The organism is Microbacterium luteum, assembly GCF_015277875.1.
In the GTDB taxonomy this organism is placed as follows: Bacteria; Actinomycetota; Actinomycetes; order Actinomycetales; family Microbacteriaceae; genus Microbacterium; species Microbacterium luteum.
Map to the genome: position 1 here is coordinate 2,346,179 of NZ_CP063814.1, position 26,999 is coordinate 2,373,177.

The following is a 26,999-nucleotide window of genomic DNA, read 5'->3' on the forward strand; positions in this document are numbered from 1 at the left end:
TAGAGCGCCGCGGCTCCTCAGGCCGGGGCGGCGGCGATGACCTCGCCGACGGCGGCCGGCAGGGCGTCGGCCACGTCGAGCGCGGTGATCGGGCCGCCCGCGAGGCCGTAACGGCCGGCGGCCACGTTGGCGGCACGCCCGTGCAGCCACGCCCCCGTGGCGGCGACGGGTCCCCACTCGGCCGCCGAGGTGAGGTCCCGCGCACCCGCCGCGAGGGCGCCGATCGCTCCGGCGAGCACATCCCCCGTGCCCGCTGTCGCAAGCCACGGCGTGGCATCCGCGACGACCGCGATGAATCCGCCCGGTGCGGCGGAGACGGTGCGCGCACCCTTGAGCAGCACGGCGGCGCCGAGCGCCTCCGCGGTCTCGAGGGCGGCGTCGTCGCGCTCCGCGAGGTCGGCGTCGGGGTCCACCGGCGGCATGCCGAGCCTGGAGCGCAGACGACCGAACTCGCCCGCGTGCGGGGTGATGACAACGGGAGCCGCGGGATGATCGACGAGGTCGAGCGCTCCGGCATCGACCACGACCGGCACGGTCCCGGCGAGGATCTCCCGCAGCAGGGCGGTCTCGGCATCGTCGCGGTGGGCCGGGTCGGTGCCCGAGCCGATCACCCAGGCGTTGACACGGCCTTCGGACAGCACGGTCTCGGGGCGACGGGCCAGCACCTCCGCGCCGGCCGGTCCGACGTAGCGCACCATCCCGACACCGGTGCGCCAGGCGGCCTCGACACCCAGCACGGCGGCACCTTTGAACGACGGTGATCCCGTGCGGATGCCCACCACCCCGCGCGTGTACTTGTCGTCGTGAGAGGTCGGGGCCCGAAGGCTTCCCGCCGCGTCGGTCGCCGTCCATCTGCGCATGCCGCACACCCTATCCGGGCGAAGCGACGCGGCGGCGACCGACGGGCGGATCAGCGCCGACGGCTCGTGGCGTCCTGCACCTCGCCGATGAGCTCCTCGATGATGTCCTCGAGGAACAGCACCGCCGTCGTCTGTCCCGAGGTGTCGCGCACCTGGGCGAGGTGGCGGCCCGCATTGCGCATCAGCGCGAGGGCATCCTCCAGGTCCGTCTCCTCCGTCACCGGCACCATGTGATGGATGCGCTTGGACGGGATGGGGCGCGTCACGTCGGCACCCCCGTCGGGGCCCTCCGCCGCACGCAGCACGTCCTTCAGGTGCACGTAGCCGGTCGGCACGCCCTCCCCGTCGACGATCACGTAGCGCGAGAAGCCGTGCTTGGCGACCGCCCGCTCGATCTTGTGGGGCGTGGTGCGCTCCGGGAGGGTCACCAGGTCGCCGAGGGGCACGGCGATGTCCTTGGCCTTCTTGTCGGTGAACTCCACCACGGCCGCCACGGTCCCCGCCGAGTCGTCGAGCACGCCCTCGATACGCGACTGCGTCACGATCGTGGCGACCTCCTCGAGGGTGAAGGTCGAGGCAGCCTCGTCCTTCGGCTCAACGCGGGCCAGCCGGACGATGTGGTTGGCGGTCCAGTTGAGAGTGACGATCACGGGGTGGAACACCTTGGAGACCCACACCAGCGGCGTCGCGAGCATCAGCACGGCCCGGTCGGGCACCGAGAACGCGAGGTTCTTCGGCACCATCTCGCCGAACACGACGTGCAGGTACGACACGGCCAGCAGCGCGATGACGAACGCGATGGTGTCCACGAGCGCTTCGCTCAGCCCGGTGAGCCCCAGCGGCACGGCCAGCAGGTGGTGGATGGCAGGCTCGGAGACGTTCAGGATGAGCAGCGAGCAGATCGTGATGCCCAACTGGCTGGTCGCCAGCATGAGCGTCGCGTGCTCCATGGCGAACAGCGCGGTCTTGGCGCTGCGCGAACCGCGTTCGGCCAGCGGCTCGATCTGCGAGCGGCGAGCGGAGATCACGGCGAACTCGGCACCGACGAAGAAGGCGTTGGCGACCAGGAGCACACCCAGCCACGCGAGCCCGGCCCAATCGCTCATCGGCGCTCACCTCCCTCGGCGGCCGAGGCGACCGGAACGGCCACCGGCGTGAACCGTACGCGATCGACGCGGCGGCCCTCCATGCGCTGCACCTCGATGACGCCCTCCTCCAGCTGAAGTGCGTCGCCCGCGGTGGGGATGCGCTCGAGCACGCTCATGATGAACCCGCCGACGGTGTCGTAGACCTCGCCCTCGGGGATGCGGATGCCGGTGCGATCCAGCAGCTCATCGGGGCGCAGCTCGCCCGGGAAGATGATGGACCCGGATGCGCGGACGATGCCCGCGCGACGCCGGTCGTGCTCATCGAGCACCTCGCCGACGATCTCCTCGACGATGTCCTCGAGCGTGACGACTCCCGCGGTGCCGCCGTATTCGTCGACGACGACGGCCATCTGGTAGCCGCGCGTGCGGAGTTCGGCGACCAGCGCATCCAGATGCACCGCCTCGGGGACTCGCAGCGGCTCGCTGCTGATCGCCCCCACCGGCACCTCGGCGCGCTTGGCCCGCGGAACGCTGACGGCCGCCTTGAGGTGCACGACGCCGACGATGTCGTCCATCGAGTCCTCGTAGACGGGGAAGCGGCTGTGCCCCGTGCGGCGCGCCAGCTGGATCACGTCTTCGACGGCGTCGCCGACGGCGACGGCGTGCACGCTCGGTCGCGGCGTCATCACGTCGGCGGCGCTCAACCGCGAGAAGGTCAGGCTCCGATCCAGGAGCGACGCCGTGTCCTCTTCGAGCACGCCGGCACTGGCCGATCGGCGCACGAGGCTCGAGAGCTCCTCGGCGGTGCGCGCACCCGACAGCTCCTCCTTGGGCTCGATGCCGATGGCCCGGAGCACGCCGTTCGCGCTGCCGTTGAGCACGAGGATGGCGGGCCGGAAGACGGTGGTGAAGGCCACCTGGAACGGCATGACGAGCTTGGCGGTCTGCCGCGGCACGGCGAGCGCGAAGTTCTTGGGCACGAGTTCGCCGATGATCATCGAGAAGACCGTCGCGATCGCGATGCCGACCGTCGCCGACAGCGGCGTGACCAGCGCATCCGGCCAGCCCCACGACGTGAGCACGGGGCGCAGCAGGTTCGAGATCGCCGGCTCCATGGTGTAACCCGTCAGGAGCGTCGTCAGGGTGATGCCCAGCTGCGCGCTGGAGAGGTGGGTCGAGGTGATCCGCAGCGCGCTGATCGTCAGCGCCAGCCGGGATTCACCCGCCTTCTGCCGCGACTCGAGGTCGGCACGATCGAGGTTCACCAGCGCGAATTCGCTGGCCACGAACAGACCGGTGCCGATGGTCAGAAGGAGCCCCACGCCCAGCATGACGTAGTCCATCACGCGTCACCCCCGCTCATGCGGTGGTCGGGTCGGTGGGGCGAGCGTCTGCAACTGGGAGGGTCGTCCATCGTGGAGAAGATCTTACGGCAGTCACGCGCGCCCGCGCGCGGGCTCCTCCCAGCTTCTCGCGCCGCTCACCTGGCGTTCGCGCCGTTCACCTGGCGCTCGATGTCGCATAGACCGCGCGATGGGGCATCCCGTGACAAGCGAACGGATGCGTCCGGGCCGGGAGGCGGCATCACCAGCTGACCGGCAGCGCCTTGCCCTCGTCGTAGCCGGCGGCGGACTGCAGCCCGACGCGGGCGCGGGCGTGGAAGTCCGCCACGGTGGCGGCGCCCGCGTAGGTGAACGAGGAGCGCACGCCCGCCGTGATCATGTCCAGCAGGTCCTCCAGGCCGGGCCGCAGCGGATCGAGGTAGATCTTCGACGACGAGATCCCCTCGGCGAACAGCTCCTTGCGCGCGCGCTCGTAGGGGTCCAGCCGGCCGAACCGATCCTGCACGGCCTTCGTGGAGGCCATGCCCCACGACTCCTTGAACACGCGACCGTCGGCGTCGGTCTGCAGGCGCCCGGGCGCCTCGATGGTGCCGGCGAACCACGAGCCGATCATGACGGATGCCGCCCCCGCCGCGAGCGCCAGCGCGACGTCGCGGGGGTAGCGCACTCCCCCGTCGGCCCAGACGTGCGCGCCGGCGGCGCGCGCCGCCTCCGCCGTCTCGAGCACCGCGGAGAACTGCGGGCGTCCGACGGCGGTCATCATCCGCGTCGTGCACATCGCGCCCGGGCCCACGCCCACCTTCAGGATCGTCGCGCCGGCGTCGACGAGGTCACCGACCCCGGCGGCGGTGACGATGTTGCCGGCCGCGATGGGAAGTCCGAGGTCGAGGTCGGCGACCGTGCGCAGCGCCCGCAGCATGCCCTCCTGATGCCCGTGCGCGGTGTCGACGACGAGCACGTCGACACCGGCCGCCGCGAGGGCCCGCGCCTTGGCGGCGACGTCGCCGTTGATCCCGACCGCCGCGGCGACGCCGAGCCGCCCGTCGCCGTCGACGGCGGGTCGGTACAGCGTCGAGCGCAGCGCGCTGCGCCGCGTCAGCGTGCCCACCAGGTGGCCGTGATGAAGCACGCAGACCGTCTCGACGTCGGCGGCGACCATCAGGTCGAACGCGTGCCGGGCATCCGCGACGTCGTCGGCGTCGATCGACGAGGGGCGGCCACGGGCGAGATCGCCCAGGCGCGCGTCGGGGAGCGCGGTGCCGAGCCGAGCCGCCGGCACGATCCCCTGCACGTCATCGACGAGGATGTCGCCGCCGGCGGCGTCGCTGACGACGATGCCGTGGCCCTCCGTGGCCGGCACGATCTGCGCGGCCTCTGCCACGTTCATGTCCGGCGGCAGCACGAGCGGGGTGTCCCACGTCACGGGCTGCGCCTTCACCCATCGGATGGCCGCGTCGAGGTCCTGCAGGGGCATGTCCTGCGGCAGCACACCCAGGCCGCCGCGACGGGAGAGGGTGGCCGCGAGCCGCGGACCGGTGACGGAGTTCATGTTCGCCGCCACCAGCGGGAGCGTGGCGGGGGTGCCGTCGTCGGGCGCGAGGTCGACGTCGAGGCGGCTCGCCACCTCCGATCGACGGGGGACGAGGAAGACATCCGAATAGGTGAGATCGACCTCGGGCTGGGCGCCGTAGAACTCCATGGACCCAGCGTAACGAGCCGCCTCCGAGGAGAGCCGCCCGGGTGGTTCGGAATCGTTCTGGCAACCTTCGCGCGCGTGGCGAACGCCCAGCCAGAAAGGACTACGCTTGATCCTCGAGCGTGCGAGCCGCTGACGGTTCGTCGTATTCCACACGATCTTCACGAAAGCGGGCGATAAGGCGTGTCGAGCCAGGTGACGGGCGTCGGGGTTTCGAGCGAAGGGGAGTTCGGGGCCAATGAATGGCTCGTCGACGAGCTGTACGAGCAGTTCAAGGTCGACAAGAACTCCGTCGACAAGGCCTGGTGGCCGATTCTCGAGGAGTACAGCCCCGTCAAGGGCGAGGTCCCGGTCCCGGACGGAACCGCACCGACCGCACACCCGGTGACCGCGCCGGTTCCCGTCATCGGCGCTCCGCCGGTGGCGCGCACCACCGCGAAGCCGGCTGCGGCGCAGCCGATCCCCGCCCAGGCGCCGAAGGTCGTGCCCTCCTCTGCCGAGGAGTCGACCGAGGAGGACACGGTCACCGCGCTGCGCGGCATGCCGAAGACCCTCGCGGCGAACATGGACGAGTCGCTTACGGTGCCGACCGCAACGAGCGTGCGCACCATCCCTGCGAAGCTCATGATCGACAACCGCATCGTGATCAACAACCACATGTCGCGCACGCGCGGCGGCAAGGTCAGCTTCACGCACCTCATCGGCTGGGCGATCATCCGGGCGCTCAAGGAGATCCCGAGCCAGAACGTGTTCTACGCCGAGATCGACGGCAAGCCCTCGGTGGTGGCGCCGGCCCACATCAACCTGGGCATCGCGATCGACATCCCCAAGCCCGACGGCACGCGCGCCCTCCTGGTGCCCTCGATCAAGCGCGCGGAATCCCTCACCTTCGGCGAGTACCTCGCCTCCTACGAGGACCTCGTCGGGCGGGCGCGCAAGAACAAGCTCACCGCGGCCGACTTCCAGGGCACGACGATCTCGCTGACCAACCCCGGCGGCATCGGCACTGTGCACTCGGTACCGCGACTCATGAAGGGTCAGGGCTGCATCGTCGGCGCCGGCGCGCTGGACTACCCCGCGGAGTTCCAGGGCGCCAGCTCCAAGACGCTCAACGAGATGGCGATCGGCAAGACGATCACGCTCACGAGCACCTATGACCACCGGGTCATCCAGGGCGCCGGCTCGGGCGAGTTCCTCAAGCGCGTGCACGAGCTGCTGATCGGCGAGCGCAGCTTCTACGACGACATCTTCGCCGCACTGCGCATCCCCTACGCTGCGATCCATTGGGCCAACGACATCAATGTCGACCTGGCCGAGCGCGTCGACAAGCAGTCCCGCGTCCAGGAACTGATCAACTCGTTCCGGGTGCGCGGGCACCTCATGGCCGACATCGACCCCCTTCAGTACATCCAACGCACCCACCCCGACCTCGAGATCGAGCAGCACGGTCTGACCTTCTGGGACCTCGACCGCGAGTTCGTCACCGGCGGCTTCGGCGGCAAGCGCGTGATGAAGCTCCGCGACATCCTCGGGGTGCTGCGCGACTCGTACTGTCGCACGATCGGCATCGAGTACATGCACATCCAGGATCCCGATCAGCGTCGCTGGTTCCAGGACAACGTCGAAGTCAAGTACCAGAAGCCCACGCACGACGAGCAGCTGCGCGTCCTGAAGAAGCTGAATCAGGCCGAGGCGTTCGAGACGTTCCTGCAGACGAAGTACGTCGGCCAGAAGCGCTTCAGCCTCGAGGGCGGCGAGTCGCTGATCCCGCTCCTCGACGAGATCCTGCAGGGTGCGGCCGAGGCGGGGCTCGACGGCGCCGCGATCGGCATGGCGCACCGCGGTCGCCTCAACGTGCTGACCAACATCGCCGGCAAGACCTACGGGCAGGTGTTCCGCGAGTTCGAGGGTTCCGTCGCGATCGGCTCCAAGAGCGGTTCCGGCGATGTGAAGTATCACCTCGGAACGTCGGGGACCTTCGTCGCCGACGGCGGCGAGGAGCTCCCGGTGTATCTGGCCGCGAACCCGTCGCACCTCGAGACGGTCGACGGCGTGCTCGAGGGCATCGTGCGCGCCAAGCAAGACCTCAAGCCCATCGGCTCGTTCTCATGGCTGCCCGTCCTGGTCCACGGCGACGCGGCCTTCTCCGGCCAGGGCGTCGTCGTCGAGACGCTGCAGATGTCGCAGCTGCGCGGTTACCGCACCGGCGGCACCATCCACGTGGTGGTCAACAACCAGGTCGGCTTCACCACCGTGCCGCAGGACGCCCGCACCTCGGTGTACGCCGCCGACGTCGCCAAGACCATCCAGGCTCCGATCTTCCACGTGAACGGCGACGACCCCGAAGCGGTCGTGCGCGTGTCCCAGCTGGCGTTCGCCTACCGCGAGAAGTTCCACAAGGATGTCGTCATCGACCTCGTCTGCTACCGCCGTCGCGGTCACAACGAGGGCGACGACCCGTCGATGACGCAGCCGCTGATGACCAACCTCATCGAGGCCAAGCGCTCCGTGCGGCGCCTGTACACCGAATCGCTGGTCGGTCGCGGTGACATCACCCAGGAGGAGTACGAGCAGGCCAAGCAGGACTTCCAGGGCCGCCTCGAGGTCGCCTTCGCCGAGACGCACGCCGCCGAGACGGGCACCAACGAGGTCGTCAACACCGATGCGGCACCGGATGCGTCGGTCGGCGAGCCCGAGTCGACGGCCGTCTCGCGCGAGGTCGTCCACATGATCGGCGACCGCTTCGTGAACAAGCCCGAGGGCTTCACGGTGCACAGCAAGCTGCAGCAGCTGCTCGACAAGCGCCACGACATGAGCCGCAACGGCGGGATCGACTGGGCGTTCGGCGAGCTGCTCGCCTTCGGCTCGCTGCTGGTCGAGGGCACGCCGGTGCGCCTCGCGGGTCAGGATGCCCGTCGCGGCACCTTCGCGCAGCGCCACAGCGTGCTGCACGACCGCGCCAACGGGCAGGAGTGGCTGCCGCTGACGAACCTGTCCGACAGCCAGGGCAAGTTCTTCGCCTATGACTCCTTGCTCAGCGAGTACGCCGCGATGGCATTCGAGTACGGATACTCGGTCGAGCGCGCCGAGGCGCTCGTACTGTGGGAGGCGCAGTTCGGTGACTTCGCCAACGGCGCACAGTCGGTGGTGGACGAGTTCATCTCGTCGGCGGAGCAGAAGTGGGGCCAGCAGTCGAGCGTCGTTCTGCTGCTCCCCCACGGCTACGAGGGCCAGGGGCCCGACCACTCGTCGGCCCGCATCGAGCGCTTCCTGGCGATGTGCGCGCAGGACAACATGACCATCGCGCGCCCGTCGACGCCGGCTTCCTACTTCCATCTGCTGCGCCGACAGGCCTACGCGCGGCCGCGTCGCCCGCTCGTCGTGTTCACGCCGAAGGCCATGCTGCGCCTGCGCGGCGCGACCAGCCCCGTCGACGCGTTCCTCACCGGGCGGTTCGAACCCGTGCTCGACGACGACCGCGGCATCGACAAGAGCGCCGTGCGCCGCGTGCTGCTGCATGCGGGAAAGATCCATTGGGATCTGCGCGCCGAGCTCGATAAGAACCCGAATCCCGCCGTCGCGCTGGTGCGCCTCGAGCAGTACTATCCGTCACCGGTCGAGGCCCTGCGGTCGGTGCTGGCCTCCTACCCCGACGCGGAGCTCGTGTGGGTGCAGGACGAGCCGGAGAACCAGGGTGCGTGGCCGTTCATCGCGCTCGAGCTGTCCAAGCACCTCGATGGCCGCACCGTCCGCCGCGTCTCCCGCGAAGCCGCCGCGTCGACCGCGACCGGTTCGCCGAAGGTGCACGCGCTCGAGCAGGCCGAGATCATCAAGACCGCTCTCACGCTGCGCTGAGCTGCGCACGGAGCTGTGACGAAGACCGCCGCACCGCATGGATGCCGCGGTCTTCGTCACACGCCCTTGACCGTGGTGGTGCCGTGAACGATCAGTGACCGGCCTGGATGGCCCTCACGCGGGCGAGAACCTGATCGCGCAGGTCTTCGGGCGCGGTCTCGCGGCACGCCCGCGCCACCACGTCGGTCAGGGTCGTTGCGACGAGCGCCTCATCGCGACAGGCCGGACAGTGATCCAGGTGCTCCTTGATGTCGGCGTGCTCGGTCTTGCAGACCTCGTTGCGCAGGTACTCCTCGAGGTCGCGCCGCGCCTTCTCGCAGCCGCAATCGGTCATTTCTCACTCCTCGTCGGCGCGGTCTCGATGCCGCGCTCGCGTGCGTACTCCGCCAGCAGGTCACGCAGCATCCGCCTGCCTCGGTGCAGGCGGCTCATGACCGTGCCGATCGGGGTCTTCATGATGTCGGCGATCTCCTGGTAGGCGAACCCCTCCACGTCTGCCAGGTAGACCGCCATCCGGAAGTCCTCCGGGATGGACTGCAGCGCATCCTTGACCGCCGACGCCGGCATGTGGTCGATCGCCTCGGCCTCTGCCGACCGGCTGCTCGTGGCGGTGGTGGACTCGGCGCCGCCGAGCTGCCAGTCCTCGAGCTCGTCGATGGTGCCCTGATACGGCTCGCGCTGCTTCTTGCGGTAGGTGTTGATGTAGGTGTTGGTGAGGATGCGGTAGAGCCACGCCTTGAGGTTCGTTCCCTGCGTGAACGACGACCACGAGGCGAACGCCTTCACGAACGTCTCCTGCACCAGATCCGCGGCGTCGGCGGGGTTCCGCGTCATGCGCATGGCCGCCGCGTACAGGGGGTCCATGAACGGCAGCGCCTGCGCCTCGAATTGGGTGCGGGCCTCTTCCGCCGTCTCGGCCTGATCGCTCATCACGGAGAAGTCTACGTCGGCCCCGTGCGAGGTCTCCGAGGCGCCGACATGCGTCGTCACGGGACGACTCAGCGTCGTGATCATGCGGCTCCTCTCGAGGGTTCAGTAATCTAGGAACCGATGACCACCGACGGGTATTCCCCCACGTCCACTTCGGCCGCGACCGGAGCCTGGCAGGCGCCCGTCGCCGACGGGCCGCTGGATTCGACGTTGTCCGTGCCCGGCTCGAAGTCGCTGACGAACCGCGAGCTCGTCCTCGCGGCTCTCGCGGACGGCCCGAGTCGTCTGCGTGCCCCGCTCCATTCCGACGACTCCGCCCGCATGGTCGACGCCCTGCGCTCGCTCGGGGTCGGGATCGAGACGGAAGCCGGCGACAGTCCGTTCGGAGACGATCTTGTGATCACGCCGCGCTGGCCGCTGTCGCACGGCGGCGTCGTGGATTGCGGTCAGGCGGGGACCGTGATGCGGTTCGTCACGCCGTTGGCGGGCTTCACCGGAGGCGAGATCACCGTCACCGCGCACCAGAGCGCGCTGCATCGACCCATGGGCGCGATGATCAAGGCGCTCCGCGACGTGGGTGTCGATATCGACGACGGTGGTCGCTGGTCACTGCCGTTCTCGGTGCGCGGTCACGGGCACGTGCGCGGTGGCGAAATCACAATCGACGCCAGCGCGTCGAGCCAGTTCGTCTCCGGCCTGCTGCTGGCCGCACCACGCTTCGACGTCGGCCTGCACCTGGTGCACGCGGGCGATCGGCTGCCGAGCATGCCGCACATCGACATGACCGTCGAAGCGCTCGCGCACCGCGGCGTGCACGTCGAGCGTCCGTCCGTCGGCGAGTGGATCGTGCCGGCGGGCCCGATCCGCGGCAAGGACATCGCCGTCGAGCCCGACCTGTCCAACGCCGCGCCGTTCCTGGCCGCGGCGATGGTCGCCGGTGGCCAGGTCACCGTGCAGGGGTGGCCGCCGCACTCCACGCAGCCGGGCGCCATGCTCGCGGACATCCTCGCCGTCATGGGAGGGCGCGTGAGCCGGCGCGGCGGTGCATTGACCGTCGGGGCCGGCAATGGCATCCACGGCGTCGAACTCGACCTTTCAGCGGCGGGCGAGCTCGCCCCGACGATCTTCGGTCTCGCGGCCTTCGCCGACGGCGAGAGCGTGCTCCACGGCATCGGACACATCCGCGGTCACGAGACCGATCGCATCGCCGCGCTCATCGGCGAGCTGCGCGCCCTCGGCGGTGAGGCGCACGAACTCCCGGACGGCATCCGTATCGTGCCACGCCCACTGCATGCCGGCGTCTGGCGGGCGCACCACGACCACCGCATGGCGACGACGGGAGCCCTCATCGGCCTCGCCGTACCGGGCGTCGAGGTCGACGACATCGGCACGACCGCCAAGACCCTGCCGCAGTTCCCCCAGCTGTGGCGAGCGATGATCCACGGCGACGACGTGTCCGCGTCACTGGCCTCGTGACAGCGGAGGCGCGGTGAGTTGGCTCGACGACGTCGACGAGGACGACGAGCCGAAGTTCGACGAGTCCGATGTGCGCGTGCGACCGAATCCGAAGGCCAATCGCCCGCGCACCAAACGGCGGCCCGCGCACGAGGATGCCGTGGTGTGCCGCGTGCTCGGCGTCGACCGCGGCCGGTACACGGTGCTCGTCGACGAGGACGGACCCGACGAGCATCCCGCACTGGCCACACGCGCGCGGGAGCTGCGTCGCACCGCGATCGTCACGGGCGACCGCGCTCGCGTGGTGGGCGACACCTCGGGCACGGCCGGTACCCTCGCCCGCATCGTCGGCATCGAGGAGCGCACGTCTCTCCTGCGCCGCAGCGCCGACGACACCGACCAGGTCGAACGCATCGTGGTCGCCAACGCCGATCAGATGCTCGTGGTGGTCGCCGCCGCCGACCCGGAGCCGCGCGAGCGGCTCGTCGACCGCTACCTCGTCGCGGCCCTCGACGCGGGCATCAGACCACTGATGGTCGTGACCAAGACCGACCTCGCCGATCCGACGCGCTTCCTCCAGCACTTCGAAGGGCTGGACCTGCGGGTGTTCACCAGCGCCCGCGAGCACATGCCCGTCGACGATGTCGGTGCCGCTCTCGTGGGCCACTCCACGGTGTTCGTCGGGCACTCGGGCGTCGGCAAGTCGACCCTCGTGAACGCCCTCGTGCCCACGGCCGGACGCGCCACCGGACACGTCAACGAGGTGACCGGTCGTGGCCGGCACACCTCGTCGTCCACGGTGAGTCTGAGATACCGCGCGGCGGCGGGGAACGGGTGGGTCATCGACACTCCCGGCGTGCGCTCGTTCGGTCTCGGCCACGTGGACCCCGCGAACCTTCTCCGGGGTTTCACCGATCTCGCCGAGATCGCGCGCGACTGCCCACGCGGCTGCACGCATCTTCCCGACGCGCCGGACTGCGCGATCGTCGAGGCCGTCGCGGAAGGACGCCTGGGCGCGCGCGGCGCGGCTCGCCTGGACTCCCTTCAGCGCCTGCTGTCGACCTTCGCCGACCGCGCCTGAGACACCTACGCTGGAGGCATGACGACCACGCGCCTCGAACCCGGCACGCCCGCACCCGATTTCTCCCTCACCGACCAGGACGGCAGCACCGTCACCCTCGCCGACCTGCGCGGCACCGGCGCCATCCTGTTCTTCTACCCCGCGGCGATGACCCCGGGGTGCACGACCGAGGCGTGCGATTTCCGCGACTCGATCGGTCCGATCCAGGCCGCGGGGTACCGCGTGCTCGGCGTCTCGCGCGACGATCTCGCGAAGCTGCGCGAGTTCCGCGACCGCGACGGTCTGACCTACGACCTGCTGAGCGATCCGGATCATGCCGTCCACTCGGCCTACGGCGCGTGGGGCGAGAAGGTGAACTACGGCAAGAAGATCGAGGGGGTCATCCGCTCGACGATCGTGCTCGACGGCGACGGAATCGTCGAACACGCCCTCTACAACGTCAAGGCGACCGGGCACGTCGCGCGGATCCGCAAGCTGCTCGGGCTCGACTGAGTCCGGCTGGACCGGCCGTCAGACAGAGTCATCCGCAGCAGCGCCGTCGTCAGCGGCGGCCAGCCGCGCCGCCTGACCGGCGGTGATGATCAGCAGCACCAGTTCCACCACCGCCGGCACCGCGATCGCGGCGGCCGTCAGCGGATGTGCGTACTCGCCCGTGGCCGCGCCGAGCGCGACGGCCAGGATCAGCACCTGCGCGACGATCCCTCCTGATCGCGCCATCGAGGAACCGCGGTGGACAGCCACCGCGAACGCCCCCAGGCCCACCGCGCCGACCGCGGTCAACACGGCCAGAGCGACGGCCGACACCGTGGATGCGGTGTCGCCCGTCGCGAGCGCAACGATCTGCCAGCCGACCAGCGCGGCGACACCCAGCGCTTCGAGCGCGAGACCGGCCGCGGCGAACGGCGCCATCGCGAGTCGGGACATCAGTCTTCACCACTCCTTCTCATTCGTCGCTGACGGCTGCGCATCTGCTCGCCGTGCGGCACCCGTGGCGACCTTCGAGGCGTCTTGGAGGAAACCTCCGCGAAACCCCACGGTAAACCCTTGATTCGACTCGTGTGCTATGGGAGGATCTTCGGAGCCGTGTGCTCCCACAGCGCCGTGGGGCGAGCGATCCGCTCGCATCCCTCCACAGGGTATCGGAACCCGATCCGGGCTCTGGGACATCCCCCACCATCCGTCGCAAGGAGCACCACCATGGACTGGCGTGACAAGGCCGCCTGTTTGACCGTCGACCCCGAGCTGTTCTTCCCGGTCGGCAACACCGGCCCCGCGGTCGACCAGATCGAGAAGGCCAAGGCCGTGTGCGCCCGGTGCACCGTCACCGAGATCTGCTTGCAGTACGCCCTGGAATCCGGCCAGGACTCGGGCGTGTGGGGTGGGCTCAGCGAAGACGAGCGCCGGGCTCTGAAGCGACGCGCCGCTCGCGCGCGCCGCGCCAGCTGACGCTCCGGTTCATCTCGCTGCGCGACCGATGTAGCGCAGCGGGATGTCGATCGTGACCTCGGTCCCGCTTCCCACGAGCGTGTGCCAGTCGATCGCTCCGCTGAGCTCTCCCTGGATCAGCGTGCGGACGATCTGCGTCCCGAGGCCTCGCCCGACCTGACCCTCGGGCAGTCCGGATCCGCTGTCACGCACTCGCACCGCGAGACGCTCCTCGGTGCGCTCGGCGATGATCTCCACCTCGCCCTCGCGGCCCGCGAGGCCGTGCTCGACGGCGTTGGTGACCAATTCGGTCAAGGCCAGGGCGAGCGGGGTGGCGTACTCGCTGGGAAGCGTGCCGAAGCGCCCCGACTTGCGGGTGCGGGCACGGGTGCTGGGTGACGCGGCCACCTCGGCGACGAGCTTGAGGACGCGGTCGAAGACGTCGTCGAAGTCGACCACCTGCGTGAGACCCTCCGACAGGGTGTCGTGGACGACGGCGATGGCCGAGACGCGACGCATCGCATGCGTCAGGGCGTCGCGCGCCTCGTCGGTGTGGGAGCGCCGCGCCTGGATGCGCAGCAGGGACGCCACCGTCTGCAGATTGTTCTTGACGCGGTGGTGGATCTCGCGGATCGTCGCGTCTTTGGTGATGAGCTCCTGCTCCTGGTGACGGATCTCGGTGACGTCGCGGCAGAGCACGATCGCGCCGATGCGCGTGCCGCGGTCGCGCAGCGGGATCGTGCGCAGTGAGACCGTCACGCCGCGCGCCTCGACATCGCTCCGCCACGGCGCCCGGCCGGTGACCACCAGGGGAAGCGACTCGTCGAACTGTCGCTTCTCCGGAATGATGCGCGTTGTCACCTCGACAAGCGGCTCGCCCTCGAGCTCGTCGTCGAAACCGAGCCGATTGAACGCCGACAGGGCGTTGGGGCTGGCGAAGCTGACGATGCCGTCGACATCGAGTCGGATGAGCCCGTCCGAGGCACGTGGCGCCCCTCGCCGCGGAGCGGTCGGGGCCGACAGGTCGGGGAAGTCTCCCGACGAGATCATGCCGAACAGTTCGTCGGCGCAGTCGTTGAAGGTGATCTGCTGGCGGGACGGGGTTCGCGCCTCGCCCAGGTTGGTGTGGCGGGTCAGCACGCCGATGGACACCGAGCCGCCGTCCTGCGCGCGCACGATCGGCACCGCCCGCACCCGGGTCGGCGTCTCCTCGAACCAGTCCGGCGATGCCGAATCGACGATCTCGCGGGTGCGATGCGCGTCGCGCACCTGCGTGCGCCACTGCGGCCGCACGCGGTCACCGACGATGTCGCGGTAGAACAGGGTCGCCGCGCCGCTCGGGCGGGCGTGGGCGATCGCGACGAAAGAGTCGTCAGCCGTCGGAACCCAGATCACGATGTCGGCGAAGGCGAGGTCTGCCAGCAGTTGACCGTCGCCGGCCAGACGATGCAGCCACTCGACGTCGGCGTCGTCGGAAAGGCCCTGGGAGTAGACGAGATCGCTGAGGGTCGACACGCCTCTAGCCTAAGAGGTCGCTCCGACCACGCTGTGCGTGCGACGTCCGCGACGGGTCGCGCGCGCAGCCGGCGCGGTCGCCGCCGGAGTGGGCGGGAGCACCGCATCCCCCACGATCCGACGAATCCCCGCGATCAGCGGCGAGCGCGGCGCGGCGAGGGCGATGGGACGCGCGGCCAGCAGCGCGGCGTCGGCCGAGCGGGCGTCGGCCGGCAGGAAGCGCACGTCGGAGATGCCGCCGAATCGATCGAGCGTGCGCCGCACCTGCCCGCGCGCGTCGATGCCGAGCGCGCCCGGGCGGAGTCGATTCGCCACCGTGAGCACCGGAGTCGCCCCCACCACCGCACGCAGGTCCGCGTAGCCGCGCAGGAATCTCGCGACGCCGACCGGGTCCGCCGCCGCCACTGCGACGACGAGATCGGCCGAGCGGAGGGCGGCGAGGGTCGCACCGTTGCGGCGCGGCGCATCGAGGTCGCTCATGATCTCCTCGTCCTGCTCCAGAGAAGCGGAGACGTCGACGACGGTGTGATCGACCCAATCGCGGCAGACCTCGAGGGCCGAGGAGACGCGGGGCTCGGCCAGTTCCGGCCAGCGCGAGGGGCGGTTGATTCCGGGCAGGACCTCCACGCCGCTGCGTTCCAGGGGCAGCGCGATGCGGGTGAGTTCTCGGGCGTCGAGGGTGCCCAGAGCCGCCTGCCGGCAGGCGGCCGCGAATCCCGGGCCCTCGTCGGCGAGGCCGAGGGAGAGCGCGATCGACGGCGCATGCGAGTCGGCGTCCACCAGGGCCACACGGCGATCCCCGCGTGCAAGTTCCACGGCGAGCTCGATCGCGACCGTGGAGCGCCCGGGCGACCCGTGCGGGCCCCACACCACGATCGTCCGGGGCCCTGCCGTCGCCGGACGGGACTGCTCCCCCGCGGCGACCGCGACGCTCGGCAGCGCGTCCGCGACGGCGAACGCCTCCGCCGTGGCGGGCAGGATGGTCAGCAGCCCGAACGAATGCGCGACGCGCTCGTCGTCGTCATCTCCGACCAGCGCCACGATCCTCACGGCGCGGCGGTCGCACAGTCCGACGAGGCCGTCGGTGAGGGTGCGCCGGCGCACTCGCAGGATGAGCACGTCCACCTCGGCGAGTGCCCCGAAAAACGCGTCCCCCTCGTCGCCGAATGCACCGTCGGCGGCGGCACGCGCGGGGGTGTCCGCCGAGACGACGGCGACGACGTCGACTCCCTCCTCGCGCAGGCGCGACGCGGCCGTGCTCCCCTCGTCATCGACCGCGAGGATCGCCCTCATCGGCCGCCCCCGACCGCGGGCACGACCGACAGGGCGGACTGGTCCGCCATCGCTGCGAGTGCGACGGAGACATCCGCTCGCGGGATCACGACCTCGAGCGCGACATCGGCAGTGCCGACGACCGCATCGTCACGCGCGACGGACACGACGGTCGCGTCGGGCACCAGGATGCGCGGGGTGTCGTAGCCGCCCTCCTCCGTCAGCGGAGCGGCCCACACCTCCACGACCGACCCGGCGCTCACCGAGGCCGGAACGTCGGTCGCCGTGTGCAGCACGATCGTCGTGCTCGCCGCGTCTTCACCGGCACCGACGGCGTCGTGCGGGACGAGTTCGCCGGCGGCCACCGTGCGGGTGGTCACCGCCCCGAGCTCGAGCTCCTCCGGCGACAGATACGCCTCGTCGAGGGTTCCGAGTGCCACCTCGACCACGCGCACGTCGGTCGCGGAGATCACGTCGCCGGGCACGAGCGTCGTCGCGGCCGCGATCGCAGGGGCGGTCTGACGCGCAGCGCTCACCACGAACCACACGCCCGCGACGGAGGCGAGGATGAGGACGATGCCGAGCAGGAAGCGCACGTCCACCCAGGGTGCGCGACGGCGGGCGCGCACGGTTTCGGAGCTGGTCATGTGCACCATCGTGTCGCAGCGCGCCGGCCGGGCCCGAAGGTTATCCACAACACGCTCGCGACACCCGCTGACGACACACGGTCGGGGTCGATAATGGGGTCATGCCCGATTCGCCCACCGCCGGAGGCCGCCTTCTCGCGCCGGCCCAGGTCGCCGAGGTGCTCCAGATCGAGGTGGGCGAAGTGCTGGCACTCGTCGAGCAGGGCCGACTGTCGGGGATGCGCGTGGGCTCTCCCGCCCGGTGGCGCATCGAGGAATCCAGCGTGGCGGCATACCTCGACGATCAGGCTGAGGAGGCCCGACGCATGGCGCTGTGGCGTCAGTCGAATGCGGCGAGCTTTCCGGAGCTGTGGGGCACCGGCGTGGTGCGAAACCCCGACTGAGGAGCCCGTCAGCCGAGGGGGACGGGAGTGGTCGCGTCGACCTGCACGCGCGCGATCGTGCCGTACGGCACGATCCGATACCCGGTGATCGCCGCAGCCCGCCGCGCGCTTCCCGCGTCGTGCAGCGCCAGATCGAGATGGTCGGCGCCCGCGCGATCGACGGTTCCGTGAAGCAGGCGACCGGCATGAAGGTGCACGCCGACGGCGACGCGTCGTCGCACCAGATCGCGCATCGCGAATCCGAACGTCATCTTCTCGGCCAGGGCGGAGCCCTGGGGAGCCGGGCGCGCCGATCGAAGGAGATCGGCGTGGAAAGCCGCCAGCTCCGTGATGGCTGCGAGCGGCACGAGCGCCGCACCGCCGCCGTCGCCCTCAAGCGCGGAGAACCAGTCGGCCCCCACGCCGGCGACGGTCGCGTGAAGACGCGCACCGTCGACGAGAGCGACCGTGACCGAGGCTCGGTCAGCGGCGAAGGAGAGCAGTCTCTCGCGCAGCGACACCCGCGACAGACGCAGCCTCTCGGCCTCGGTGTCCAGCGCGGCGCGCTCGGCCTCCCACTCGGAGGCGAGCTGATCTTCGAGGTCGTCGAAGAAGCGATCCCAGCGCACGAGACGAGGCTAGCCGCGACATGAGGGTTCGATGAGAAGTTATCCACAGGGGCCTCTCGGGCGGTTCCTGAACATCCGCTGTGTGCTCTACTTCTGGCAGATCGACCGACAGGAGAGCAGGGGGGCCATGGTTCAGAACTCTTCAGGCGCAGCCCGCGCCGCATCCGGACCGTGGAGCACCACGGCGGTCTCGGAGTACTTCGCACCGCAGCCGACGTCGACGAGCGACCTTCCCGAGCCCACGCAGCTGCTGCGCAATCTCAGCGTCGGGGTGCTCGAGGTGATGTCGGGCGTGCGCGAGATCGAGCAGCTCGCACGATGGATGACCGAAGACGTCTTCCGCGTGCTCCTCACCCGCGCCAACCTCGCCACGCGTGCCCGCAGCGCCCGCGGCGTTCCCGCGTCGCGGCCGGTGCACACCGTGCTGTCGGTGCGCCACACCTCCCCCGCCGACGGCGCGGTCGAAGCGGTCGTCGTGGTCCGCGGTCCCGCGCGCACCCGCGCCATCGCCATCCGCCTCGAAGGCATGGACGGGCGCTGGCGCGCGACGTCGCTCGCGCTCCTCTGAGGCGCTACTGCTTGTAGGAGGCCAGGAAGTTCCCCAGGCGCTCGATCGCCTCCGTGAGCACACGAGCCTCGGGGAGCGTGACGATCCGCAGGTGGTCGGGGGTCGGCCAGTTGAACCCGGTGCCCTGCACCAGCAGCACGTGCTCGGCGACGAGGAAGTCGTACACGAGCTTGAGATCGTCGTGGATCTCGTACACCTCCGGGTCCAGCCGCGGGAACGCGTAGAGCGCGCCCGACGGTTTCACACACGTCACGCCCGGGATCGATTCGAGCGTCTTCCACGCCGCATCCCGCTGCTCGTGAAGGCGCCCGGAGGAGGCGATGAGGGCATCGATCGACTGCACGCCCGACAGGGCGGCCTGCACCGCGTGCTGCGCCGGCACGTTGGGGCACAGGCGGGTCGAGGCCAGCAGCGTGATCCCCTCGAGGAACCCGCCGGCGTGGGTCTTCGGGCCGGTCACGAGCAGCCAGCCCGAGCGGTAGCCGGCGACGCGATACGTCTTGGACAGTCCGTTGAAGGTCAGGCACAGGAGATCGGGGGCGACCGACGCCATCGGGATGTGCTGGGCGTCGTCGAACAGGATGCGGTCGTAGATCTCGTCGGCGAGCAGCAGCAGGGAGTTCTCCCGGGCGATCTCGGCGATCCCGTCCAGCACCTCCCTGCTGTAGACCGCACCGGTGGGGTTGTTCGGGTTGATGACCACGATCGCCTTGGTGCGATCGGTGACCTTCGAGCGGATGTCCTCGAGATCCGGCTGCCAGCCGTTCTGCTCATCGCACACGTAGTGGACCGGGTTCCCCCCGCCGAGGCTCGTCATCGCCGTCCACAGCGGGTAGTCCGGCGCGGGGATCAGCACCTCGTCGCCCTCGTCGAGCAGGGCCTGCATCACCATCGTGATGAGCTCCGAGACGCCGTTGCCGAGGTACACGTCATCGGGATCGAACGCCGGGAATCCGGGGATCTCCTCGTAGCGGTACATCACGGCTCGTCGCGCCGACATGATCCCGCGACTGTCGCTGTAGCCGTGCGCGTGCGGGACGGCCTCGATCATGTCGCGGACGATCTGATACGGCGCGTCGAATCCGAAGACGGCGGGGTTGCCCGTGTTGAGCTTGAGGATCGTGTGACCCTCGGACTCGAGCCGGTCGGCCTCGACGAGCGCCTGTCCGCGGATCTCATACAGGACGTTCTTGAGCTTGCTCGACTGGTCGAGGGGGCGAAGCGGACTCATCGGATCACTCTATCGCCGCGCTCGCGGCGCCACCGTCCGGGCCGTGAGGCCAATCGGATGCCGGTGGCACCGCCGGGCGATCAGTTCTTCTTGCCGGCCGCGCGACGCTGCGCGCGGTTCTGCGGGGCGGCCGCGGGCGCATCCGCGCCGTCGGTCTTCTGCCCGAAGGCTCCGCGCGGGGCCTCGGCAGCGGGGGGCTGCGCCGCCTGAGCTGCCTGGCGCACACGGGTGGTCTCGGCCTGCTGCACCTGACCGCGCTCGTTGCGCACCTCGACCTCGCCGGCGTCGTTGGCCGCGGAGTACTGCAGGCGCTGCCCGTCCGACGGCGTGGCCGACAAACCCTTCGCCTCCACCTGGGTGACCTGCTGCCCGTCGGCGGCCTTGCGCACCTCGACCTCGAGGTTGAAGAGGTAGCCGACGCACTCCTCCTTGATCTGCCCCATCATCGACTGGAACATCTGGTAGCCCTCGCGCTGATACTCGATGAGCGGGTCGCGCTGCGCCATCGCACGCAGGCCGATGCCGTCCTTGAGGTAGTCCATCTCGTAGAGGTGGTCGCGCCAGCGGCGATCCAGCACCTGCAGCACCACCCGCCGCTCCAGTTCGCGCATGGCTTCGGAGCCCAGGGTCTCTTCGCGGGACTCGTAGGCGATCCGCGCATCCGAGAGCACCTCGCGCTTGAGGCCCTCCGAGGTGATGCCGCCCTTGCGACCGGCGCCTTCGGCGACGACCTCGTCGATCGTCACGCCCACCGGATAGAGCGTCTTCAGCTCGGTCCACAGGGCATCGAAGTCCCAGCTCTCGTTGTGACCGGCGCCGGTGTGGTCGTCGATCACGGCACCCACGGCGTCTTCGATGAAGTGCTGCACGCGGTCGGCGATGTCGTCGCCGTGCAGGATGTGACGGCGGTCGGCGTAGATCGCCTCGCGCTGGCGGTTGAGCACGTCGTCGTACTTCAGCACGTTCTTGCGAACCTCGGCGTTGCGCGCCTCGACCTGGGACTGCGCGCTCTTGATCGCGCGCGAGACCATGCCGGACTCGATGGCGACGTCGTCGGGGAAGTTCGTGCGCGACAGGATCGCCTCGGCGGCCCCGGACTGGAACAGACGCATGAGCGTGTCGGTCAGCGACAGGTAGAAGCGGCTCTCGCCGGGGTCGCCCTGGCGCCCCGAGCGTCCGCGCAGCTGGTTGTCGATGCGGCGCGACTCGTGGCGCTCGGTTCCCAGCACGTAGAGACCGCCGGCCTCGCGCGCGGCCTGTCCCTCTTCGGCGACCCGCTCGCGCGTCGCCTCGTAGACCTCGTCCCACGCGGCCTCGTACTCGTCGGGGGTCTCGTGCGGGTCGAGCCCCTTCGCCTTCATCTCCTGCACCGCGAGGAACTCGGCGTTGCCGCCGAGCATGATGTCGGTACCACGACCGGCCATGTTGGTCGCGACGGTGACCGCGCCGGGACGCCCCGCCCGGGCGACGATCTCGGCCTCGCGAGCGTGGTTCTTCGCGTTCAGGACCTCGTGCTTGATGCCCTTCTTCGCCAGCAGGCGCGAGAGGTACTCGCTCTTCTCGACGCTGACGGTTCCGACGAGGACGGGCTGGCCGGCCTTGTGTCGCTCGGCGATGTCTTCGGCCACCTGCACGAACTTGGCCTCCTCGTTCTTGTACACGAGGTCGGACTGGTCCTTGCGGATCATCGGCTTGTTGGTGGGGATCGGCACCACACCGAGCTTGTAGGTCGACATGAACTCGGCGGCCTCGGTCTCGGCCGTACCGGTCATGCCGCCGAGCTTGTCGTAGAGGCGGAAGTAGTTCTGCAGCGTGACGGTCGCGAGGGTCTGGTTCTCGGCCTTGACCGGAACGCCCTCCTTCGCCTCGATCGCCTGGTGTATGCCCTCGTTGTAGCGACGCCCGACGAGGATGCGCCCGGTGTGCTCGTCGACGATCATCACCTCGTCGTTCATCACGACGTAGTCGCTGTCGCGCTTGAAGAGCGCCAGCGCCTTGATCGAGTTGTTGAGGAACGAGATGAGCGGCGTGTTCGCGGACTCGTAGAGGTTGTCGATGCCGAGGTAGTCCTCGACCTTCTCGATGCCCGGTTCGAGCACACCGACGGTGCGTTTCTTCTCGTCGACCTCGTAGTCCACACCGGACTCGAGGGTGCGGGCGATCTTCGCGAACTCCACGAACCAGCGGTTCGCCTCCCCCGACGACGGCCCCGAGATGATCAGCGGCGTGCGGGCCTCGTCGATGAGGATCGAGTCGACCTCGTCGACGATGGCGAAGAAGTGGTCGCGCTGGACCATGTCCTCCTTGCGCCATGCCATGTTGTCGCGCAGGTAGTCGAATCCGAATTCGTTGTTGGTGCCGTAGGTGATGTCGGCGGCGTACTGCTGGCGACGCACGTCGGGCGTCTGACCCGACACGATCGTGCCAGTGGTCATGCCGAGCGCACGGAAGACGCGGCCCATGATGTCGGACTGGTACGACGCGAGGAAGTCGTTGACGGTGACGATGTGCACGCCGCGGCCGGCGATCGCGTTGAGGTAGGCCGGCAGGGTCGCCACCAGGGTCTTGCCCTCACCGGTCTTCATCTCGGCGATGTTGCCGAGATGAAGCGCCGCGCCGCCCATGATCTGCACGTCGTAGGGGCGCTGGCCGAGCGTGCGCTTGGCTGCCTCGCGAACCGCCGCGAACGCCTCGGGCAGCAGCTGGTCGAGCGTCTCGCCCTTCTCGAACCGCTCGCGCAGCTCGGCCGTCTCGCCGCGCAGCTGCTCATCGGTGAGATGCGTGTAGTCCTCCTCGAGCGCGTTGACGGCCTTCACCGTCTGCTGGAGGCGCCGCAGGATGCGGCCTTCTCCGGCACGAAGCAGTTTCTCGAGGGCGTTTGCCACGGAATGTCTCCATCTCTCGGGCGGGCGACTCCCGCGCACGCCATCGGGCGCCCGGCGGGCATACCCGACCATGTTATCGGCCCGTGACCTTCGCGTGCGCTGGGTACTCCGATACTCGACATGCATATGCTCGACATGTACATACTCGGTATCCATCGAGCCGGTTCGCCCCGGAGGTGGGAGGACACATGTCCGTTCGTCAGAGCCTGCTCGCGATCCTCGATCAGGGCCCGTGCTACGGATATCAGCTGCGCACCGAGTTCGAGCGCCGCACCGGATCGACGTGGCCCCTGAACGTCGGCCAGATCTACAACACGCTGGACCGTCTCGAACGCGACGGCCTCGTGATCAAGGGCGACAGCGACGAGCACGGTCACGTCTACTGGTCGATCACGCGCGCCGGCTCGGCCGAGGTCGCCGCATGGCTCGGCTCCCCCGTCGATCGCGGACAGGGCACTCGGGACCAGCTGGCGATCAAGCTGGCCGTCGCGGCAACCCTCCCGGGGGTGGACGTCGGCGAGGTCATCCACGCGCAGCGACAAGCATCGCTCGCGCAGCTGCAGTCGCTCGAGCGCGCGAAGGAGTCCGCGGGCGACCCCGAGGGGCCGCAGGAGCTCGCCCGGTCGCTCGTGGTCGACTCGATGATCTTCGCCGCCGAAGCCGAGGTTCGGTGGCTCGACCACACCGAGCAGCGCCTGGCACGGCATCCGGAGCACGCCATGTCCCTCGAGGTCTCGGCCGAGCGGCCCAAGCGGGGTCGCCCCGCGAAGATCCGCGACGCTTCCAGAGGAGAATCCGCGCCAGGAGGACCAAAACGCGCGGATGCATCCTCTGCAGACGGGATCTCCTCTTCGGCGGCCGAGCTCGGCGTGGTGGCGCCCACCCATCCGGGCCGCCTACCCTGAACTGTGACCGAAACCGACGCTCCCGCCGCATCCGATGCCGCCGCCGAGACCGCCGCGCCGACCTTCTCCGACCTCGGCCTGAGCGATCCGGTGCTGAAGGCCCTCCGCGAGATCGGGTACGAGACGCCGTCGGCGATCCAGGCCGCGACCATCCCGACCCTGCTGTCCGGCCGCGACGTGGTCGGCATGGCGCAGACCGGAACCGGCAAGACCGCGGCGTTCGCCCTGCCGATCGTCGACCGCCTCGACCCCGCGCAGAAGAACCCGCAGGCGCTCGTGCTCGCACCGACCCGCGAGCTCGCGCTGCAGGTGTGCGAGGCGTTCGAGAAGTACGCCGGTCACCTCAAGGGCGTTCACGTGCTCCCGGTCTACGGCGGCCAGGGATACGGCGTGCAGCTGTCGGCGCTCCGGCGTGGCGTGCACATCGTCGTCGGAACGCCCGGCCGCATCATCGACCACCTCGAGAAGGGCACGCTCGACCTCTCGGAGCTGAGCTACCTCGTGCTCGACGAAGCCGACGAGATGCTCAAGATGGGCTTCGCCGAGGACGTCGAGACGATCCTCGCCGAGACGCCCGACACCAAGCAGGTCGCCCTCTTCTCGGCGACCATGCCCGCGGCGATCCGCCGCATGTCGAAGCAGTACCTGCACGATCCGGAAGAGATCACGGTCAAGACGAAGACCACGACCTCGGCCACGATCTCCCAGCGCTACCTGATCACGGCCTGGCAGCGGAAGATGGATGCGCTCACCCGCATCCTCGAGGTCGAGAACTTCGACGGCATGATCGTCTTCGGACGTACCCGCAGCATCACGGAGGAGATCGCCGAGAAGCTCCGCGCCCGCGGCTACTCCGCCGCCGCGATCAACGGCGACATCGCGCAGGCGCAGCGCGAGAAGACGGTCAATCAGCTGAAGTCGGGCAAGCTCGACATCCTCGTCGCGACCGATGTGGCCGCGCGCGGCCTCGACGTCGAGCGCATCTCGCACGTGGTCAACTACGACATCCCGACCGACACCGAGTCCTACGTCCACCGCATCGGCCGGACCGGGCGCGCGGGACGCACCGGCGACGCGATCTCGTTCGTCACGCCCAAGGAGCGCTGGCTCGTCCGCGCGATCGAGAAGGCGACCCGCCAGGAGCTCACCGAGATGAGCCTGCCGAGCGTCGACGAGGTCAATGAGACGCGCCTGTCGCGCTTCGACGACCGCATCACCGCGGCGCTCGCGGAGAGCGAGCGCGTGGACCGGTTCCGCGACATCGTCGCTCACTACGTGCGCCACCACGACGTGCCCGAGGTGGACGTCGCTGCGGCCCTCGCGATCGTCGCCCAGGGCGAGACACCGCTGCTGCTGGACCCCGACGTCGAGCCGGCGCGTCCGCCCCGTGACCGCGACGACCGACGCGACCGCAGCGACCGGCGCGAGAGCGACCGTAGCGACCGCGGCGACCGCCCGGAGCGGCGCGCGGGTCAGTATGCGATGTACCGCATCGAGGTGGGCAAGCGGCACCGGGTCGAGCCGCGCCAGATCGTCGGCGCGCTGGCGAACGAGGGTGGACTGCGACGCGACGACTTCGGACGCATCCAGATCCGTCCCGACTTCTCGCTGGTCGAGCTGCCCGCCGACATGTCGCGCGACACGCTCGACCGGCTGTCCGACACCCGCATCTCGGGGCGACTCATCGAGATCCGGCCGGACACCGGTGGCCCGGCGCGACGCCGCAGCGGTGGCGACGAGCGGCGCCCTCCCCGCGAGCGCGACGCGCGCGGCGACCGCAAGCCGCGTCGTCGCGACGGCTGACCGGGTCTCGACCGCGGCTCGGCGCCGGCGCGACGACGAGCGCTCTCAGCGAACCCGCATCGAGGGCATCCGTCGCGCTCGTAGGATCGAGTCATGGCCGGATTCTGGGGCAGACGCAAGCGCGAACGCGAAGAACTTCACGCCCAGGACGTCGACCTCGCGCGCGATGCGCAGCGGGCTCTGGTCGAGGTGGACGAGCGCATCCGCGTCACCACCGACGAGCTCGCCTTCGCCGTGGCGGAGCTGGGCGAAGGACCCACCGGTGATCTGCGAGACGCCCTCGACGCGGTGCGCACGCACCTCGCCGAAGCCTTCCACCTGCACCAGCTGAACCACGACGAGATCCCGGACACTCCGGAGGAGCTGCGCACGCGCAATGCGCGCATCGTGCAGCTGTGCGCGTGGGCCGACGAGCTGCTGGATGACCGCACCGACGCCCTCGCCGAACCGATCGAGCGCGCGCGGCGCGCCCCGGAGATCATCGCCGGCGTGCGACGGGATGCGGAGCGCCTGCGCACCCGGATCCCCCACGCCCGAGAGACGGTTTCGCGCCTCGCGGAGCGCTACAGCGCCGCCGCGCTCGGCCAGGTCGCCGACAACGCGGCCGAGGCCGATCAGCTGCTGCGCTTCGCCGAGCACAGCGCCGACGTCGCCGAGCGCCGGCGCGATGCGGGACAGCGCGAACAGGCCAATCTCGCCCTCGAGACGGCGACCGAGGCGGCCCGTCGGGCGGCGACGCTCGTCGATGCCGTCGAGACCTTCGAGATCGAGGCGCTGCGGGCCGAGTCGACGCTCGCCGCGATCGTGGAGGACTCCCGCGGCGACCTGGTCGCCGCGCGGTCCGCACCCCAGGTGCCGACGGTCGCCGAGGCGATGACCGCCCTGCAGTCCGCGCTGGCAGCCCTCCCCTCACCCGGCGCCAAGACCGACCCCTTCGGCGACCTGTCCCGGCTGCGTGAGGCGAACACCGGCCTCGACGCGGCCATCGCCGCCGCTGAGGAGCGGGCACGGCGCGTCATCCCCGACCTCGCCCACGTGCGTCACGCCATCGACGACGCGGACCGGCAGCTGCACGTGGCCCGCGACGTGATCGCGGGTCACCGCGGATGGATCGGAGCCGACGCACGAACCCGCCTCGCCGAGGCCGACCGGGTGCGGCAGGACCTGGACCGCCTCGTCGGCGGATCGGCCGCGACCGCGAGCGACATCGCGGAGGACGATCGCGAGCAGGCAATGGTCCTGTCCCGCCGCGCAGCGACCCTCGCCGGCGAATCGCTCCAGCTCGCCCAGCGCGACATCGACTCCTCCCGCCCGCCGGGCGGACCCGATCAGTGGAACGGCGGCTGGGGCGGACCTCAGCGGGGCGGCCGCGGTGGCGGCGATCTCATGGGCGGCATCCTCGGCGGCCTCGTCATCGGCGGCCTGCTCGACGGCATGTTCGACTGATCC

Annotated in this window: 22 protein-coding genes and 1 pseudogene; 10 read left to right on the forward strand and 13 right to left on the reverse strand. The window is 70.0% G+C overall.

Going from position 1 to position 26,999, the window contains the following annotated elements:
• Positions 1-17: 17 nt before the first annotated feature.
• The 4 genes from IM777_RS11675 to guaB1 form a co-directional block, all read right to left on the reverse strand.
• Complete coding sequence (locus tag IM777_RS11675; protein ID WP_194383471.1) at positions 18-860, reverse strand: ADP-dependent NAD(P)H-hydrate dehydratase; 843 nt, start codon at positions 858-860, stop codon at positions 18-20.
• A 50-nt stretch (positions 861-910) separates the two neighbouring features.
• On the reverse strand, positions 911-1,966 hold the full coding sequence (locus tag IM777_RS11680) for a hemolysin family protein (protein ID WP_194383472.1): 1,056 nt from the start codon (positions 1,964-1,966) through the stop codon (positions 911-913).
• Positions 1,963-3,291 carry a hemolysin family protein gene (locus IM777_RS11685; RefSeq protein WP_194385540.1) on the reverse strand — a complete coding sequence of 443 codons (1,329 nt, stop codon included), beginning with the start codon at positions 3,289-3,291 and terminating at the stop codon, positions 1,963-1,965. Before IM777_RS11685 ends, IM777_RS11680 begins: the two co-directional genes overlap by 4 nt.
• A gap of 241 nt (positions 3,292-3,532) precedes the next feature.
• Positions 3,533-4,990, reverse strand: a complete 1,458-nt coding sequence (gene guaB1, locus IM777_RS11690; protein WP_194383473.1) for a GMP reductase — start codon at positions 4,988-4,990, stop codon at positions 3,533-3,535.
• 180 nt (positions 4,991-5,170) lie between these two features.
• Here guaB1 and IM777_RS11695 point away from each other — a divergent pair, with 180 nt between their 5' ends.
• Complete coding sequence (locus IM777_RS11695) at positions 5,171-8,842, forward strand: multifunctional oxoglutarate decarboxylase/oxoglutarate dehydrogenase thiamine pyrophosphate-binding subunit/dihydrolipoyllysine-residue succinyltransferase subunit (RefSeq protein ID WP_194383474.1); 3,672 nt, start codon at positions 5,171-5,173, stop codon at positions 8,840-8,842.
• Between the two features lie 91 nt (positions 8,843-8,933).
• Here IM777_RS11695 and IM777_RS11700 read toward each other — a convergent pair whose 3' ends face one another.
• Both IM777_RS11700 and IM777_RS11705 read right to left on the reverse strand, forming a co-directional pair.
• The gene (locus IM777_RS11700; RefSeq protein WP_194383475.1) at positions 8,934-9,176 is read right to left on the reverse strand and encodes a zf-HC2 domain-containing protein; all 243 of its coding nucleotides are present in this window, start codon (positions 9,174-9,176) and stop codon (positions 8,934-8,936) included.
• The gene (locus tag IM777_RS11705) at positions 9,173-9,772 is read right to left on the reverse strand and encodes a sigma-70 family RNA polymerase sigma factor (RefSeq protein WP_194385541.1); all 600 of its coding nucleotides are present in this window, start codon (positions 9,770-9,772) and stop codon (positions 9,173-9,175) included. The genes IM777_RS11700 and IM777_RS11705 overlap by 4 nt, the downstream gene beginning before the upstream one ends.
• 120 nt (positions 9,773-9,892) lie before the next feature.
• Between IM777_RS11705 and aroA the strand changes: the two genes are divergently transcribed.
• Genes aroA through bcp form a run of 3 tightly spaced genes read left to right on the forward strand, consistent with a single transcriptional unit; the run spans position 9,893 to position 12,800 of the window.
• On the forward strand, positions 9,893-11,248 hold the full coding sequence (gene aroA / locus IM777_RS11710) for a 3-phosphoshikimate 1-carboxyvinyltransferase (protein ID WP_194383476.1): 1,356 nt from the start codon (positions 9,893-9,895) through the stop codon (positions 11,246-11,248).
• Between the two features lie 13 nt (positions 11,249-11,261).
• Complete coding sequence (gene rsgA, locus IM777_RS11715; protein ID WP_194383477.1) at positions 11,262-12,308, forward strand: ribosome small subunit-dependent GTPase A; 1,047 nt, start codon at positions 11,262-11,264, stop codon at positions 12,306-12,308.
• 18 nt (positions 12,309-12,326) lie between these two features.
• Positions 12,327-12,800 (forward strand): thioredoxin-dependent thiol peroxidase, encoded by a 474-nt coding sequence (gene bcp / locus IM777_RS11720; RefSeq protein ID WP_194383478.1) that lies wholly within the window; start codon positions 12,327-12,329, stop codon positions 12,798-12,800.
• A gap of 18 nt (positions 12,801-12,818) precedes the next feature.
• Here the strand turns inward: bcp and IM777_RS11725 are convergent, their stop codons facing one another.
• The gene (locus IM777_RS11725; protein WP_194383479.1) at positions 12,819-13,232 is read right to left on the reverse strand and encodes a histidine kinase; all 414 of its coding nucleotides are present in this window, start codon (positions 13,230-13,232) and stop codon (positions 12,819-12,821) included.
• Positions 13,233-13,505: 273 nt separating this feature from the next.
• Here IM777_RS11725 and IM777_RS11730 point away from each other — a divergent pair, with 273 nt between their 5' ends.
• Positions 13,506-13,754 carry a WhiB family transcriptional regulator gene (locus IM777_RS11730; protein ID WP_036295594.1) on the forward strand — a complete coding sequence of 83 codons (249 nt, stop codon included), beginning with the start codon at positions 13,506-13,508 and terminating at the stop codon, positions 13,752-13,754.
• Positions 13,755-13,763: 9 nt separating this feature from the next.
• On the opposite strand, the gene IM777_RS11735 is transcribed toward IM777_RS11730, so the two are convergent.
• The 3 genes from IM777_RS11735 to IM777_RS11745 are packed head-to-tail and all read right to left on the reverse strand — an operon-like array spanning position 13,764 to position 17,167.
• Positions 13,764-15,248, reverse strand: coding sequence for a sensor histidine kinase (locus IM777_RS11735; protein WP_194383480.1), 1,485 nt, complete (start codon positions 15,246-15,248; stop codon positions 13,764-13,766).
• Between the two features lie 9 nt (positions 15,249-15,257).
• On the reverse strand, positions 15,258-16,541 hold the full coding sequence (locus IM777_RS11740) for a CpaE/TadZ family protein (protein ID WP_194383481.1): 1,284 nt from the start codon (positions 16,539-16,541) through the stop codon (positions 15,258-15,260).
• Positions 16,538-17,167 (reverse strand): SAF domain-containing protein, encoded by a 630-nt coding sequence (locus tag IM777_RS11745; RefSeq protein WP_194383482.1) that lies wholly within the window; start codon positions 17,165-17,167, stop codon positions 16,538-16,540. Before IM777_RS11745 ends, IM777_RS11740 begins: the two co-directional genes overlap by 4 nt.
• 101 nt (positions 17,168-17,268) lie before the next feature.
• Between IM777_RS11745 and IM777_RS11750 the strand changes: the two genes are divergently transcribed.
• Entirely contained in the window at positions 17,269-17,550 is a 282-nt protein-coding gene (locus IM777_RS11750; protein ID WP_194383483.1) for a helix-turn-helix domain-containing protein, read from the forward strand.
• Positions 17,551-17,558: 8 nt separating this feature from the next.
• On the opposite strand, the gene IM777_RS11755 is transcribed toward IM777_RS11750, so the two are convergent.
• On the reverse strand, positions 17,559-18,158 hold the full coding sequence (locus IM777_RS11755; RefSeq protein ID WP_194383484.1) for a hypothetical protein: 600 nt from the start codon (positions 18,156-18,158) through the stop codon (positions 17,559-17,561).
• A 127-nt stretch (positions 18,159-18,285) separates the two neighbouring features.
• Here IM777_RS11755 and IM777_RS11760 point away from each other — a divergent pair, with 127 nt between their 5' ends.
• A complete protein-coding gene (locus IM777_RS11760) occupies positions 18,286-18,726 on the forward strand; it encodes an Rv3235 family protein (RefSeq protein WP_071045396.1) in 441 nt (146 codons plus the stop codon).
• 4 nt (positions 18,727-18,730) lie between these two features.
• Here IM777_RS11760 and IM777_RS11765 read toward each other — a convergent pair whose 3' ends face one another.
• Entirely contained in the window at positions 18,731-19,957 is a 1,227-nt protein-coding gene (locus IM777_RS11765) for a pyridoxal phosphate-dependent aminotransferase (RefSeq protein WP_194383485.1), read from the reverse strand.
• Positions 19,958-20,037: 80 nt separating this feature from the next.
• Positions 20,038-22,842 (reverse strand): preprotein translocase subunit SecA, encoded by a 2,805-nt coding sequence (gene secA, locus IM777_RS11770; protein WP_194383486.1) that lies wholly within the window; start codon positions 22,840-22,842, stop codon positions 20,038-20,040.
• A 188-nt stretch (positions 22,843-23,030) separates the two neighbouring features.
• Between secA and IM777_RS11775 the strand changes: the two are divergent.
• The 3 genes and pseudogenes from IM777_RS11775 to IM777_RS11785 form a co-directional block, all read left to right on the forward strand.
• Positions 23,031-23,612 (forward strand): annotated as a pseudogene (locus IM777_RS11775) (PadR family transcriptional regulator); the annotation flags it as partial.
• Between the two features lie 138 nt (positions 23,613-23,750).
• Positions 23,751-25,550, forward strand: coding sequence for a DEAD/DEAH box helicase (locus IM777_RS11780; RefSeq protein WP_194383488.1), 1,800 nt, complete (start codon positions 23,751-23,753; stop codon positions 25,548-25,550).
• A 93-nt stretch (positions 25,551-25,643) separates the two neighbouring features.
• Positions 25,644-26,996, forward strand: coding sequence for a hypothetical protein (locus IM777_RS11785; RefSeq protein ID WP_194383489.1), 1,353 nt, complete (start codon positions 25,644-25,646; stop codon positions 26,994-26,996).
• The last annotated feature ends 3 nt before the right edge of the window (positions 26,997-26,999 follow it).

Coding starts and splice junctions, on each gene's coding strand:
- IM777_RS11675 (WP_194383471.1), bottom strand. CDS start 860: ATGCGCAGATGGACGGCGACCGACGCGGCGGGAAGCCTTCGGGCCCCG.
- IM777_RS11680 (WP_194383472.1), bottom strand. CDS start 1,966: ATGAGCGATTGGGCCGGGCTCGCGTGGCTGGGTGTGCTCCTGGTCGCC.
- IM777_RS11685 (WP_194385540.1), bottom strand. CDS start 3,291: ATGGACTACGTCATGCTGGGCGTGGGGCTCCTTCTGACCATCGGCACC.
- guaB1 (WP_194383473.1), bottom strand. CDS start 4,990: ATGGAGTTCTACGGCGCCCAGCCCGAGGTCGATCTCACCTATTCGGAT.
- IM777_RS11700 (WP_194383475.1), bottom strand. CDS start 9,176: ATGACCGATTGCGGCTGCGAGAAGGCGCGGCGCGACCTCGAGGAGTAC.
- IM777_RS11705 (WP_194385541.1), bottom strand. CDS start 9,772: ATGAGCGATCAGGCCGAGACGGCGGAAGAGGCCCGCACCCAATTCGAG.
- aroA (WP_194383476.1), top strand. CDS start 9,893: ATGACCACCGACGGGTATTCCCCCACGTCCACTTCGGCCGCGACCGGA.
- bcp (WP_194383478.1), top strand. CDS start 12,327: ATGACGACCACGCGCCTCGAACCCGGCACGCCCGCACCCGATTTCTCC.
- IM777_RS11725 (WP_194383479.1), bottom strand. CDS start 13,232: ATGTCCCGACTCGCGATGGCGCCGTTCGCCGCGGCCGGTCTCGCGCTC.
- IM777_RS11730 (WP_036295594.1), top strand. CDS start 13,506: ATGGACTGGCGTGACAAGGCCGCCTGTTTGACCGTCGACCCCGAGCTG.
- IM777_RS11740 (WP_194383481.1), bottom strand. CDS start 16,541: ATGAGGGCGATCCTCGCGGTCGATGACGAGGGGAGCACGGCCGCGTCG.
- IM777_RS11745 (WP_194383482.1), bottom strand. CDS start 17,167: ATGACCAGCTCCGAAACCGTGCGCGCCCGCCGTCGCGCACCCTGGGTG.
- IM777_RS11750 (WP_194383483.1), top strand. CDS start 17,269: ATGCCCGATTCGCCCACCGCCGGAGGCCGCCTTCTCGCGCCGGCCCAG.
- IM777_RS11760 (WP_071045396.1), top strand. CDS start 18,286: ATGGTTCAGAACTCTTCAGGCGCAGCCCGCGCCGCATCCGGACCGTGG.
- IM777_RS11765 (WP_194383485.1), bottom strand. CDS start 19,957: ATGAGTCCGCTTCGCCCCCTCGACCAGTCGAGCAAGCTCAAGAACGTC.
- IM777_RS11785 (WP_194383489.1), top strand. CDS start 25,644: ATGGCCGGATTCTGGGGCAGACGCAAGCGCGAACGCGAAGAACTTCAC.